The 14,035-nt window shown below is 52.1% G+C and carries 11 protein-coding genes; 6 read left to right on the forward strand and 5 right to left on the reverse strand.

The window, feature by feature from the left end:
* Positions 1-76 precede the first annotated feature (76 nt).
* The 3 genes from DC28_RS10730 to mutL are packed head-to-tail and all read left to right on the forward strand — an operon-like array spanning position 77 to position 5,667.
* Positions 77-1,504, forward strand: coding sequence for a hypothetical protein (locus DC28_RS10730; protein ID WP_037548512.1), 1,428 nt, complete (start codon positions 77-79; stop codon positions 1,502-1,504).
* 24 nt (positions 1,505-1,528) lie between these two features.
* On the forward strand, positions 1,529-3,808 hold the full coding sequence (locus DC28_RS10735; protein ID WP_037548515.1) for a FecR family protein: 2,280 nt from the start codon (positions 1,529-1,531) through the stop codon (positions 3,806-3,808).
* A 14-nt stretch (positions 3,809-3,822) separates the two neighbouring features.
* Positions 3,823-5,667: a DNA mismatch repair endonuclease MutL gene (gene mutL / locus DC28_RS10740; protein WP_037548517.1), complete on the forward strand. Its 1,845-nt coding sequence runs from the start codon at positions 3,823-3,825 to the stop codon at positions 5,665-5,667.
* A 77-nt stretch (positions 5,668-5,744) separates the two neighbouring features.
* On the opposite strand, the gene DC28_RS10745 is transcribed toward mutL, so the two are convergent.
* Together DC28_RS10745 and DC28_RS10750 are read right to left on the reverse strand one after the other, a co-directional pair.
* Entirely contained in the window at positions 5,745-7,787 is a 2,043-nt protein-coding gene (locus DC28_RS10745; RefSeq protein ID WP_037548519.1) for a tetratricopeptide repeat protein, read from the reverse strand.
* 42 nt (positions 7,788-7,829) lie between these two features.
* Entirely contained in the window at positions 7,830-8,615 is a 786-nt protein-coding gene (locus DC28_RS10750; protein WP_162180226.1) for a tetratricopeptide repeat protein, read from the reverse strand.
* Between the two features lie 49 nt (positions 8,616-8,664).
* On the opposite strand from DC28_RS10750, the gene DC28_RS10755 reads away from it, so the two are divergent.
* The 3 genes from DC28_RS10755 to DC28_RS10765 are packed head-to-tail and all read left to right on the forward strand — an operon-like array spanning position 8,665 to position 11,609.
* The gene (locus tag DC28_RS10755; protein ID WP_037548526.1) at positions 8,665-10,023 is read left to right on the forward strand and encodes a tetratricopeptide repeat protein; all 1,359 of its coding nucleotides are present in this window, start codon (positions 8,665-8,667) and stop codon (positions 10,021-10,023) included.
* Between the two features lie 8 nt (positions 10,024-10,031).
* Positions 10,032-10,706: a metallophosphoesterase gene (locus tag DC28_RS10760; protein WP_037548529.1), complete on the forward strand. Its 675-nt coding sequence runs from the start codon at positions 10,032-10,034 to the stop codon at positions 10,704-10,706.
* Positions 10,707-11,609, forward strand: a complete 903-nt coding sequence (locus DC28_RS10765) for a hypothetical protein (protein ID WP_037548532.1) — start codon at positions 10,707-10,709, stop codon at positions 11,607-11,609.
* Between the two features lie 100 nt (positions 11,610-11,709).
* Here the strand turns inward: DC28_RS10765 and DC28_RS10770 are convergent, their stop codons facing one another.
* The 3 genes from DC28_RS10770 to DC28_RS10780 form a co-directional block, all read right to left on the reverse strand.
* Positions 11,710-12,543 carry a hypothetical protein gene (locus DC28_RS10770; protein ID WP_037548535.1) on the reverse strand — a complete coding sequence of 278 codons (834 nt, stop codon included), beginning with the start codon at positions 12,541-12,543 and terminating at the stop codon, positions 11,710-11,712.
* A 257-nt stretch (positions 12,544-12,800) separates the two neighbouring features.
* Positions 12,801-13,010, reverse strand: a complete 210-nt coding sequence (rpsU, locus tag DC28_RS10775; RefSeq protein WP_037548733.1) for a 30S ribosomal protein S21 — start codon at positions 13,008-13,010, stop codon at positions 12,801-12,803.
* A 41-nt stretch (positions 13,011-13,051) separates the two neighbouring features.
* Positions 13,052-14,035, reverse strand: coding sequence for a M23 family metallopeptidase (locus DC28_RS10780; RefSeq protein ID WP_052078776.1), 984 nt, complete (start codon positions 14,033-14,035; stop codon positions 13,052-13,054).

Here is a 14,035-nt window from a genome sequence, read left to right on the forward strand (position 1 = left end):
AGCAATGGTTACAACCTTCTATGCACTATAGATTTTTTTGCTTCCGGCGTTATATTTATAAGGAGGAGGGATTCCTATGAAGCAGCGTATAGTTACCGTCTTGATCGGTACTTTGTTTTTTTGTCTCGCTACCGTTCCCCTGGTGAGCCAGGATGAGGCCGGTTCACCGGATCTTGGATTAGGAATGGACCTGGCTCTGGGCACCAGCACCTTTACTAACCCCAGCACTGGCCAGCAGGAAAACTGGCAGACCCTGGGACTGAAGCCAGATTTGGCCATCGGCAAGTTCGGTATCGGTCTGGATATTACCTTGAATTACCGATTCACGACCTCCGAGGGAGAACCGGGATTCGAGGTACGGAAAGAGGACTGGGTTCCCTCGGAAGAAGCAGGCACTACCTTCCTGGATCTGTATCTCCCCCTGTTTAATTACATTCGCTGGGGTGTGAAGGGTGAACCGCTGTATGCCAAGATCGGCGGCATCGAAGACGGTCTTCTGGGTAACGGGTTTATTCTGGGTGGTTTTTCTAACACCCTCCATCGGCCGGACAACCGCCTCGTGGGTCTAAGTTTCGATCTTGACGGCAATCTCTTCGGATTTCCCTATGTCGGCTTAGAGACCTTCGTTAGCAACCTTGCAGCCTTTGATCTAATGGGAGGACGCTTCTACACCCGTCCCCTGGCTTGGCTGAATGTTCCGGTACTAAATACCATGCAACTCGGCTTTACCCTTGTCGCCGACCGGGATCCCTTCTTCTTCGACCGGTTGGATTATAAAGAGGTTGCCGCTGCCAGCGAAACAGCACCGACGTATCGCTACCCTGATTACCAAGACTATGTAGAATCGAAGGAAAATCTTCCGGATCCGGCAAGTATGTGGGGTTTCGACCTGCGGGTACCCATTCTTGGAAGCCAAGCCATCAGCCTCGCAGCCTTTACCGACCTGGTTAAACAACCCAGCGGCACCGGATTCATGATCGGCTTTGGCGGACAAGCCTTCAGTCTGCTGAATTTCGGCGCCCAGGTGCGTGTTCTGGGAGAAAACTTTCTGCCGGTATACTTTGATGGCAACTACGATCTGTACCGGGTTGATAAATACCGCATATTAACGGGAGAGGAGACGGTTCCAGGCTATGAAGGTTGGTTCGCCACCCTGGGTCTGGATGTCTTGGAAGGTATGGTAGTCTTCAATGCGAGCCTGGAAGGCCCATTCAAGCCCGATCCCGATGTACTATTCCTGAATCCCACCCTGAAAGGGCATCTCAGCGTATCGCCGGAGCTTCTGGCCGGCTTCAGCCTGAACGGCCACTATGAGAAGAAAGGAATCACCGACATTGCGGATCTGATTAGTCCGGAAAATGCAGTTATCGGCCTCTCCGTGGGGTACCAGACCGGTCCGGCCATAATTTCCTTGGTATATGACTTGAAGTATAATCCCGTTACCGCTGAAGGTGCGGACCCCTGGAAGGTCACCTCAAGCATTGAAACAACACTGACCTTTTAGGGATGTCCAGTTAAGGAGGAATATATGAAAAAACAGCGATTACTAATGTGTTTTATCGCCGTGTTGGCTGTCCTGGGAGGATACGGTTTCGCCCAGGCTGATGCCCCTGCGGCGTATCTCGAATACTATGACTTCGGAGTATCGGTCTTCGATTCCGAGGGATTCGAAATCCCCGATATCTCCTTCGGATTTGAGCTGGATCCGGGGTACCGTATTGAAACCAATGAAGGGGCTGCGGAAATAAGCCTGCAACCCAATGGTTCGATTATCAAACTCTCCCCGGGTACCAACTTCACCATCGACAGTGTTCAGGGTCGTGACGGAAGTACCTCGAACAACTTTTCCGTCGGCCGAGGCCGGATTCGTGCTGTCGCCGCGAAGGTAACCGGATCGGAATACAATTTCCGTACCCGAACCGCCGTAGGGGGTGTTCGGGGAACCGACTTCGGTATCGAGGTGGTTCCGGATCAGTCCGATTCTCTCTTTGTTGCCGAAGGAAGTGTGGAATTTACCAACTCTGAAACGGGGGAAAGCCTGTTACTTGGAGCCGGCCAATTTGCCAATGCCCTTTCAGAGGTTTTCCAGGCGGTTAACCTTACAGCCGAAGAGATGGGAGCCTTGTTTGAGGGACTTGATTTTTCCGCTCTAGATCCGGCCTCAGTACCCGGTCAGCCCCAACCCCAGGCAGACGATCAGCCTGCTGATCAGCCCGAGGAAGGCGACGACGGCTCTGAAACGGCTTCAGGAGCCGGAAGCTCGGGGCCCCTAGCCTCTCCGGAGAGTCAGCAGGACCAGACCGCCCAGGAAGAAGGAGAAGCCCAGGGTGATCCAACCATCAATACCGACAGCCCCATCTATAAGTTCCTTAGCGACTTCCTCGGGATGGAGGTAGGTTCCATTACCATGGATGGCAAGACCTACGGGAAGGCAGTGTTCCAACCGAAGATCAATTTCGGCAGCTTTAGATCCCAGTTGTATCTGCCTATTATCTATTCCGACAACCTCCTGGACCCCGAAAACTGGCATAAGCCCCAGGGTAACGATGAATGGAGTTTCGGTACCGATCAGCCCGAGGGTGAGGTGCTGGCCATTGTCGGGGATGTCCTCAAGGATTTGGTTCTAAAAATTAAATACATCGAAATCGGCGATTACCGCGACCCCTTCTTCTTGAAGCTCGGAAATGTTGAAAGCATGACACTCGGACACGGTATGTTGATTAATAACTATGCCAACGATGCAGATTTCCCTGCGGTGCGAAGGATGGGTCTGAACATCGGGTTGACGGGGAAAAAGGTAGGCCTTGAGCTGTTAACCAACGATCTGAGTAATCCGGAAATCTTTGGAACCCGGTTTGTATTCCGCCCCGCTGCCCCGTCCTTCGGCTTGGGCGTAGCCCTCAGTCTCGCAGCGGATATCAATCCCGGCGGTGAGCTGGAACGGGCGGCTGAATCGGCTGGTACGGATAATCTGACAGAATTGCAAAAAGCAGCAGCCGAAGCGGATCTGATGTTCTTTAATGCAGCCTTTGATATTGATGTCCCGATAGTGGAAACCGACTTCCTGAGTCTGGTACTCTTTGGAGATTTAGGTACCTTCATCCCCTACGTTGGATCATCCGTTACCCTGGACGGCACCACCATTGAGTCCGGGCTGAGGACCGAAGCCTTCATAGAACGTGACGATGGATTAAAGATCCGTAACTACGGGATCCAGACCGGATTGTTCGGGAATCTTTGGATCCTCGATTACCGGTTGGAGTTCCAGTACTATCAGGGTGCATTTACTCCGTCCTTCTACAACAATCCCTACGACCGGATACGATCCCAGCGTGCCACCGATACCCTTACCTTCCTGTTGGATCCAGCTGGATTTGACGGAATAACCAAGGCTGGTGTTTACGGATCCGCCGGAGCGCAGATAATTCCTGGATTAAGTCTCGGTGCCGGGTATAAATGGCCGTGGGTCATTGGAGCAGAGGGAGAAGCTGATATCACCGCCGACGATTACTTCCACATCGGCCTGCATGTTGCCGAGGGTCTCTTGCCCTACAACATCAGCGGAGGCATCCAGTTTGAACGGGCCCGATTCCGGGATGTATTCACCGACACGGAGAATTTCTCCCTCTTTGATGAGAATGCAACCTTTAAGGGCTCCATTAGTGTTGAGGTAGCACCCCTTATGGATATCGTGCTGTCAGTCGGTACTGCAGTATTGCGGGATGACACCGGTGCGGTGCGGTACAATGAGGGTGGAAAGCCGGTTTTCGGACCAACCATCAGTCTTGAAACGAAGATCGGATTTTAGTAGCTTGATTCTCAATGAATGAGAACCAGAAACACCATGCCCATCCTTCCCCAAGGCGTGTACAGGTCTTGCGGGAGGATGTGGCTCGTAAAATCGCGGCCGGTGAAGTAATTGACCGGCCGTATTCTGTTTTACGTGAATTACTCGATAATGCCATTGACTCCGGTGCGGATCAGATTCAGGTAGAGATTGCTGATGGTGGCACGCGATTAATCCGGGTAAGCGATAATGGATCCGGAATGAACAGTGAGGATCTATCCCTATGCTTCCAATCCCACGCTACCAGTAAAATTGAACATGAAGATGATTTGCTGCGAATCCAGACCCTAGGATTTAGGGGAGAGGCGTTATCCAGTATTGCAGCGGTGAGTAAACTGGAGATTACCTCCCGAGCAGAGGATGCTCCTGAGGGAGGGGTTGTAATCGTTCATGGGGGAAAAAAGGTCAGCCAAACCACCAAGGCTTGGGGAAAGGGCACCAGTATTGGGGTGAGCGATCTTTTTTTTAACCTCCCCGCCCGGAAGAAGTTTCTAAAACGCTCCGCAACAGAGGCGATGCTCTGTAAAAATACCCTCATAGAAAAGGCCCTAGCCTTCCCCCATATTCAGTTTGAATACAGAACAGAGGGAACACTCCGGTTCGTCCTGCCAGGGGTTCCTCCTCAGATAGAATCAAACCACTTACAGCGAATTCTCATGGCGTATCCGGACCTAGGAGATGAAAAACTCTTTTTCTCGGTCCAGGGTTCCGGGGATGGATTTTCTTTTACAGCCGTTATCGGTGAGCCGGGTATCAGCCGTGGGGACCGGAAGATGGTACAGGTGTATGCAAACCATCGCCGTATTCAGGAGTTCTCTCTCATTCAAGCCATGGAGTATGGGTTCCAGGGGTTCTTGCCTGGCGGCCGGTACCCCGTTGCCTTTCTGTTCCTGGATGCCGATCCTGCCTTTGTAGATTTCAATATCCATCCTGCAAAACGTGAAGCGAAATTCACCATTCTGCCGGAGATTCATCGAAGGGTGAGCCGATCAGTACAAGAAATTCTTTCCAATCACGCAAAGCAAACCCTGAGCTACCAGCAGCGAAGCGCCAGTCCCCGGCAGGATATCGGCGTTACATCCTTCCTGCACCATAACTCCACCGGGCAACTGCAGGGACACCCCCATGGCGCCACCCCGGCTGATTCCCCTCCCAATTCTGATTTCCCGGCTCGGGGAGTTCAGGAACGTATCCCGAATTGGAACCGACCTATGCCCCGCTCTACCTCCGAACTCTATGAGCCCCACGCCGAACCGATGTCGTCAAATCCAGCACCGCGTCACGAATCCGAACCCTACCGATACCTCGGCCAGGTGTTTACCCTGTTCCTGCTCGTAGAACTGGAGAATTCTCTGTACATGATCGATATGCATGCCGCACATGAAAAGATACTCTTTGAACAATTTTCGCAAAATCCCAGGCCCCAGCGGCTGCTACTCCCCCTGGAGCTCACCGAACTTGACGAACCTATTAACCCGGAACTGCTGCAGGAATTACATGCCCTGGGGATTGAAATCGAAACCAATGAATCCGGCACCTATCAAATAATCTCCCTGCCAGGGGGATTGATCGGAAAGGAACTCTATCTTGCGGAGTTTCTTGGGGGATTTCGGGGGACCAAGGACGATCTGCAGCGCAGCCTCTATGCCACCATGGCCTGTAGAAGCGCAGTCAAGGACGGTGATTACATAAACGACCGTATCGCCCATGCAATTATCCAGGGAGCACTCCAGCTAGAGAATCCCCGTTGTCCCCATGGAAGGCCCATCTGGTTTGAAATCTCCAAGGATGAGCTCTTCCAGTTGGTGGGGCGGACGTAACACCCCGCCTTCCCGGTAGGTTCCCGGGATGAAGGCAGAATCCCCAGCGTGTTCAGAGGGTGCTTGCAGCCCCCTTCTTATAGTCCGGCAAGCAAATCGCGCACCTCGGACGCATCCTCATAGTTCGCATTCCGCTTTAACAAATCCTCAAGGACGACCCGAGCCCGATCCTTATTATCCTGGGCGATGAGGACCTCTCCGAGACGGTGGTAGGCTTTGAAAAAGTTCCCATCTAGATTAATACTGGTTTCTAGGCTGCTCCTGGCCCCGCTGTAATCCTCCATACCGATCTGGGTTAGGGCGAGATTGTATCGTAGTTCAGGGTCGTTCGGTTTTTGGCTGACGGCCTTATTCGCATGGCGAAGACTATCGGTGTATACCGCTTTGAGGCGGTAGGAGGTCGCCAGGTTGGCATTCACTTCAATGGAATTCTCGTCGAGGTCGTAGGCTTGTAACAGGTACTCCAGGGCTTCATCCGGCTGATTCAGTTCATTGTAAATGGCCCCCAACTCGATATAGGGCTTGATATACCTTCGGTCCTGGTTAACTGAGGTAGTAAGGTATTCAATTGCCTGATCTACCCCCCCCAGCTTATGGGCCACAAGCCCGAGAGTATACGTATACTGAGCCCTGCCAGGCTCCAATTGCACGCTCTTCGCTGCTACGGGCAAAGCTTCCTCAAACCTCTCAAGCTCGATTAATACGGTTGCATAGTTATAATTGTTTACTGCCTGGTTGGGTTCCAGATCAAGGGCTGCCTTAAAGTACTCAAGACTTTCCTGGTATCTATTCTGGGTGAACAACACCGTTCCCAGAGCGCGGGTATGGGCGGCGCTGGGATTTAGCTCTACCGCCTTTCTGAGGTGGGTTACCGCCCTATCCAAATCGCCCCGGCTCTGGTTTATTCTACCGAGACGGTAGTAGGCGGCAGCATAGGAAGAGTCGACAGCCACGGCCTTTTGGTACGCATCCAAGGCGCGGCGCTGGTCCCCCAACTGTTCATAGGCCGCTCCCAGGTTGTAGAAACAGCGTTCATTGGTTGAGTCCAAGAAAATACTTGCTTCATAGGAACCCTTGGCTTCTTCAAAGCGGCCGGCACGGTACTGAGCATTTCCCAGGGCAAACAATACATCCGCATTGGTGGTATTGAGATCTGCCGCCTTTTTAAGCTCCTGGATAGCCCGGTCAAACTGCTGGGTTTCTTCGTAAATCCGCCCCAGGGTGTAATAGCTCTCCCAAAGATCGGGGTTCAGGGTTATCGCCCGGTTTGCATTGGCGATGGATTGATCTAGGTTAACCTGGTTAGCTGGATCTTCTTCAAAATAGTTCTCCGCCATCCGGGCATATACCAAGGCCTCCTGGGAATCGAGATTCATAGCCTCGGTAATTTTCTGCCGGGCTTGGGAGTATTGATCATTTTCTTGGTCGCGGCGGGCCTGCTCAAGAAGCTGCTGAATTTTCCTCTGTTTTTCAGCTTCCTGGGCGGAGAGCCGGGCTAGTCGTTCCTGCTCTGCCTGCTGGCGCTCTAACTCAGCTTGACGCTGGCGTTCTAATTCAGCCTCTCGTTGGGCAGCCAACTGCCGAGCCTGTTCAAGCTCCAACCGCTGCTGTTCCGCCTGGGCTTCCCGCTCTCGGGCTGCGGCCTCTGCCCTCCTGGCTTCTGCAGCTGCTCTCTGGGCTTCCAAGGCTGCAACCTCAGGATCCTCCCCTGCACTACTATTCCGTATGCTTTGCAGGGCATCCTGAAGCTCCTGGTTTTGTTTCGCAAGATCCTGAAGTTCCTGCTGACGACGTTGTTCTTCCTGGTTTCTTTTGGCTGCAAGAATCTCGTCCCGAAGCTGAGTGACCTCGGTATCCCTGGGATTCTCCAATAGTATCTGCTCTAAGAGATTCAAACCGCGGTCGTATTCCTCGTTTTCCAGATAATCCCGGGCAAGAAGCAAGGCGTTATCGCGTCTTTTCTGGGCTGGAGAGACATCCTGGAAATTCGCTGGTGAAGAGCTCCTGGATACCCAGATTGCCGTCCCCACTCCGGCTAACCCAACCAGGATAATCCCACCAATAATTATCAACATGCGTTGTCTCTTAGTTACAGAGCCCTTATTCATTTCTTCTGGCATAGACAAATTCCTTTTGTTTGTATCATCCTTCACGCAAGACGGCTAATCATGAATAGTGAGTTCATCGTCGAGATCAATCACCGTATCCGCCCCGGCACCCCGGCTATTTTTATCACCGGCAGCCGTATCAAGACTGTTAAAGACCGAGTTTAACAGATCTTGACGCCGCTGGGCTTCCTGTCTGGCCCGCTCTGCCTGCTCCTGGGCAATCCGGCGCTGCTCAGCCTCTCGTTGAGCTTCCTCCAGTTTTTGCTGTTCTTCCTCGGCAATTCTTCGCTGTTCCTGAGCCCTAAGCTCACCCTCCAAGGCTGCAATCATCTGGAGTACCTGAGGCACCTGTTCATGATCCGGTGCCAGCTGGATAAAGCTCCGGTAATCCCCAATTGCATTCTGATAGGCACCCCTGCGAACCTGGTTATTGGCCCTGTTTAAATAAGCGGGTGCATAACTGCGTTTGGCTTCAATAGCCCGGTTAAAAAAGCTCATGGCCTGATCAAGCTCACCCTTCCGCACAGCAATATTCCCCATATTGTAGAGGATCAAATGGGTCTCGGCTCCCGGCTTTGACAGCCCGTCCTGGAGCACCCCGAGAGCCTGCTCATACAATCCTATCTGTTCATATGCCATACCGAGGTACAGATAGACACGGGTATCCACCCCTGGACTCCGCAAACTAGCCTCAAGCAGGGGGATGGCCTCCTGGGGTTTGTTATACAAAAAAGCCTCAATGCCCTGTTGATACACCGAAGGAGCATCAGTCGACTGCGCCTCAAGACCGATTATACCGGAAAACAACAGAAGTAGCATAAACAGCAGAGGGATTTTCATGGCATTGATTTGACAGCGTGATAAGCAATACGGTATCTTTTTTAGTATCATGATCATAATCCCTCTAGTGGCCCTAGGGCTGGTGTTCGTACTTGGTATTATACTCATCGTCAGATCCATACTAACACCTAAGCGGGTGGGGACCATCGAACGGCTCTATAAACAGCGAAAGTTCCCCCAGGCTATAAAAATGGCAAAGCAAATCCTGCTCAAAGATCCAAGAAATGCCGATGCCCACTATTTCCTCGGCCTCAGTTACCTAGAGGATAATAAACCGGAACTCGCCCTCATGGAACTGAAAGCCGTAAACCAAATTGGTAAATTCGACGGCCTCATACGGGAGGTACCGTTCAGGATTAAAATAGCGGAACTATATTCGAAATTCAATCAGCCCGAAGAAGCCTTGAAGGAATATCTTTTACTTCTTAAGAATGATCCGGAAAATCCTGAATACTACTATCAAAGCGGCCTACTCTTCGAGCAGCGGGGCCGGGCTGACAAGGCCGTCGGGTACTACCGAAAGGCCATAAGCCTCAACGACCGTCATGCAAATGCACATAGTAGGCTTGGCTCCCTCCTGTTTCGGGCAAAGCGCCTCGGGGATGCAAAAGAATCCTTGGAAAAGGCTACGCGATTGCAGCCTGAGAATGCCCAGGCCCATTATTTCCTGGGTAAGATTCAAAAGGAGGCAAAGGAATACGTAGCTGCTCTAGCCTCCTTTGAGAAATCGGCCAAGGATAGCGAGTTTAAAACAAAGTCGCTCATAGAACGGGGGAACTGCCTCTACTACACCGGGGATATGGACCGAGCGGAGGCGGAGCTGCAGCGGGCAATCAAACTCTCCCAGCAACCCGGCTCTGCGGAGATCATTTTTGCCCGCTACCTATTGGCCGCCATGTATGAACAGAGCAGAAAAATTGAAGAGGCTATCGAGCAATGGGAAACCATCTATGCCGTGAAGCCCGATTACCGGGATGTGGGACAGAAATTGTCCAACTACCAGGATCTGCGGACCGACGATGTTTTGAAGGATTTTTTGATCGCCGGGCAGGAGGAGTTTATTCAGATGTGCCGGGGGGTTGTGGAGGGGTCCAGCCTAGCCGTTCATGATGTTAAAACCATAAACGGTGGCTGCCAGATCATTGCCGGTGAATCGTCCACCAAGTGGCGGAATCAGAGGACTCAGCCACGTCTTATCCATTTTCTCCGGATAACCGATCCGGTGGATGAATCTACCATTAGAGATTTCAACGAGCTGATCAGGGAGCAGGGGGTATCTCGAGGGCTGATTTTTACCAGTTCAACCTTCACCCGGATGGCTCAGGTCTTCGCAGAAAACAGACCGATTGAGCTCCACGATAAAGAAACCCTCCAACGGCTTCTCAAGAAGTACTCCGGAAACTCCTAGGACGGATCATGAAAATACTATGTATTGCCGACCATATCGATCCCTTGGTGCATAGTGTGAACGCTAAGGACCGCTTTAAGGATGTAGATTTTGTTCTCAGTGCGGGAGATCTCCCCATGGATTATTTGGGATTTGTTGCGTCTACATTAAATAAATCGGTGTTTTTCGTCTTTGGTAACCACAACCTAAAGCATGTAGAGTTGTTCCGTAGGGGATTTTCTGCTCTTCGATCAGGCATGGACGCTGCCCATCTTACACGAAACCGCTTCGGCTCAACCTACATTGGTGGGCGGTGTATAAAAACCAGGTCCGGATTGCTGATAGCAGGGATGGGGGGGAGCATTAACTATAATAATGGGGAGAACCAATTCAGCGATGCTCAAATGGCCTGGAAATTACTCCGGCTCATTCCCCGGTTATTACTCAACAAACTGTTCTACGGTAGATTTTTGGATATCTTCTTGACCCATAGTCCGCCCTACGGTATCAACGATCTGCCTGAGGATCCCTGCCACCGCGGATTTAAACCCTTTTTGTGGTTTATGCGCCTTTTTTCTCCCCGGTATCTGTTACATGGCCATGTACACCTGTATAATTCGAACGATACTCGGGTATCCCGGTATGAACATACACAGATTGTAAATGTGTATGACCACTACGTGCTAACCATTGAGGGAGTTTAGATGAAGGAATACTACGAAGGGCTGGCCCGGGATAATTTTAATAAAGCTAAGGCCCGGGCTTTCTTTCATCGCATCCTAAATGTTATTACCCCTGAGAAAGAAGAGCTTCTCAGCTTGGATGAGGTACGGACCATGGTTCCTGCCAAGGGAGAAAGCTACCAGGGGCTCAAGACCGTGCCGATCAACCTCATTGTCGGCTCCGAGGGACGGTATCAGGACTTTAACAAACGGTTCCTGCCGAAAAAAGAGCATCTCAGGGGACGGTGGACGAGTATTGACCGGGCTCATTTGACCGATGTGATCCTTCCCCCTGTTCAGCTATATGAGGTTGGCGGTGTATACTTCGTTCGGGACGGAAACCACCGGGTTTCGGTTGCTAAGATGCAGGGCGTTGAGGCCATCGATGCGGAGGTCACGGTTCTAGATTCGGACATTGAAATCACCCCAAATATGACAAGAAACGATCTAAAACGGGCGGTCATTACCTACGAATACAAGCGGTTTTGTACCCTCACTGGCTTCCCCACCATTATTCCAGATTATGATCTTATGTTTACCGCCACCGGCCGCTACGATGAGCTCCTGAACCATATTTATGAACATAAATACTACATGAATCTTCATCGTGAGTTAGAAATTCCCCTGGGAGTTGCTATTCAATCCTGGTTTGAACATGTGTATACCCCCATTATCGACCAGGTGCGCCAGGAGGGGCTGCTGTCTCGTTTTCCTGACCGCACCGAAGCTGATTTATACGTGTGGATTGTAAAACACTGGCACTACCTGAAAGAAAAGTACGGTCCGGGGGTGTCTCCCAGAGCGGCTGCCCTGGATTACTCGAAGCAGTTTGGAAAAAACCTGTGGGAACGGATTACGACCTTCTTCAGGCAGCTGCAGAAGTAATCGGCAGTCCCCAAGAGGGTTGTACCCCGGCCCGTCGGCAGCCCTCCCAAGGGATTCGGAGCACGAATGCCCCGGACCTACCCGGTGACGTTACAACCCGTTAGCGCATTATCGAGGTGATAACCAAGATCCCCGATTCATGGGTTGCCATGAGGTACCCCCTGCCCTGCTGGATAAGATCCGGTACATCCGGATAATCTTGGAACAGCAGCCCCCCTGCTGGGATGGGTATTACCCGGTGACTCGGTGAAACAGCCGAGGTCAGCAGCAACCCCAGTTGGAGATCCTCTAAGGATGGCCCGGGAACCGGCTGTTGAAGGGGAAGCAGGCCTTGGTCGGTAAGCTGCACCATGGTCGATGCCTCCATGGCCAGGGTGCCAGGTGGCCGGGGAACGGTGATCGTCTGACCGGATGAATCCCCTGCGCGATCAAAAACCTCAACCTCGTAGGTTCCCCCTGGGAATGCCATTCCAGTAGTGCTTAGCTGGGGATTCAGGGTTATAAGAGGCAGATGCAGAAGGCCGTTCTTGTCCGGAGGACTCTCGGGAGTGACCTCCCACAACAGATCATTACCCGGATAGCGTACCCTGACCAACTGGATATCCTCGTTCCCATCGGGATCATCAACTACCAGGGTCAGGTAAATCCCCCAATTCTCAACCTGCCCGTCTTGAATCATCACGGCAGTATCGGTACGGACCTGCAGCAATTCGGGCGGGTTTCCCGTACACCCGGATAGTACAAGGGCGAGCCAGAGAACAACGATACTAACACCCCATTGCCCGACGGTACGCTGTTTAAGAAAGATTCCCAGGGAAACCCCTGAAGAGAGGGAGGGGGCTACGATTCTTGGCAGGGTTTTCCTGGGGGTAACCCATCCTTCCCGGGGTGAGGTATTTAGGGTTGATTGTCCCAGGATCTTTGTATCAGCCATTCTAGGAAGAATGGTTCCATAAATGATGGGTTTGCGCAAGGTTTATATAGTGCACAAAAGGTTGTAACATTTCACCCCGACGACCCCACCCATGGGTGGTCATTTAGGTTGTTCCGCTATATCTGGTGGCGTTTACAACCTTTTGCGCACTACACAAGGGTTGGATATTGGGCCGATCATGACCGCCAACGCGGTCCGGCATTAAAAAACCCGTGCGCCAGGCACGGGTTTACAGTCTTCGTATTATGATTCCAGGTTTAGTAGGACTTCATCTGCTGAAGCTTACGTACCTTTTTCTGGATCTTCCGTTCAAGAGCCTTCTTTTTCCGGTTCTTGATGGTGGAGGGTTTTTCGAAGTATTCGCGCTTCTTCCACTCCCGGATAATACCTTCTTTCTCTACCATCCGCTTGAAGCGCTTAATGGCTTTTTCCAGGTTCTCACTGTCGTCAACTCTGATCTGAGCTATTTGAATCACCCCCTTTTCTTTCAACGGTAGTTAGGATTCTATCAAAAGGAAAACTTGGGGTCAAGTAAGGGAGTCCTACTGAAATACTCGGGATCCAATGCTTCGGTGCCGAATCGCAGTTCCCAGTGCAGATGAGGCCCCGTTGCCAAACCGGTTGCCCCTAGGGTCCCGAGAATCTCTCCCTGCTCCACCACCTCAGCCTGCTCGACCCGTAACTCGTCGAGGTGGAAATACAGGGTAAAAACCCCGGGAAGATGTTCCACCACCACGGTATTTCCGGTCACCTGGCGGTACCCGGTAAAAACAACCCGGCCGTTCCCCGAAGCGCGCACCGGAGTTCCCCGAGGACCGCCGTAGTCTACACCAATATGGATGGACCGGGCGCTGGATCCATCATCGTAGCGGTAGTTCCTCCGATCCCCATAGTAGCTGGTTCTGCGGATAGAATCCAAGGGATACACGAGAAGGCCGGTATGGTACCAGGCATCCTCATCCGCCTGGAGAAGGATAGATTGGAGAGCCAGCGCCTCCTCCGATCGTCGTTCCGGATTACCCGAGCGGACTGCGGTTAGGTCCTTGGTCAGGGGAATTTCCTCGGATAGGAATTCGCGCTGGCCGACCCGGATAACCCGCCTCTCTTCCCAGGGTTCCTCGGTACTACTAGGCATCAACCGTACCGTATATAACCCCGGGTCCAGGGTATTCGGTATGGGGAGGAAGAATATCCAGGTATGCATATCCGGATCAGCAGGATACCCGGGCAGGGCTTGTGATCGCGGCAAAACTATCCCCCGTACGGAAATACTCACCCGGTCTGCACCGTCCAAAAGGGAGGCGGTTAGTTCATTGCTGTACTCGGTATGGAAGGAGATTACCAAGGGCGCACCGGGAAGAACCGCTTTCTCCGTCACGATCTCATGGTCGGATATCGAGGCTGGCAGGGATTCCGCGGCGAGAAATGGCACAAGCATGGTAAGCAGTACCAGAGCCAGGGGGATCCTCCGGGATGGGGTAGTAGAAATCAT

The sequence above is a fragment of the Spirochaeta lutea genome (assembly GCF_000758165.1).
In the GTDB taxonomy this organism is placed as follows: Bacteria; Spirochaetota; Spirochaetia; order DSM-27196; family Salinispiraceae; genus Spirochaeta_D; species Spirochaeta_D lutea.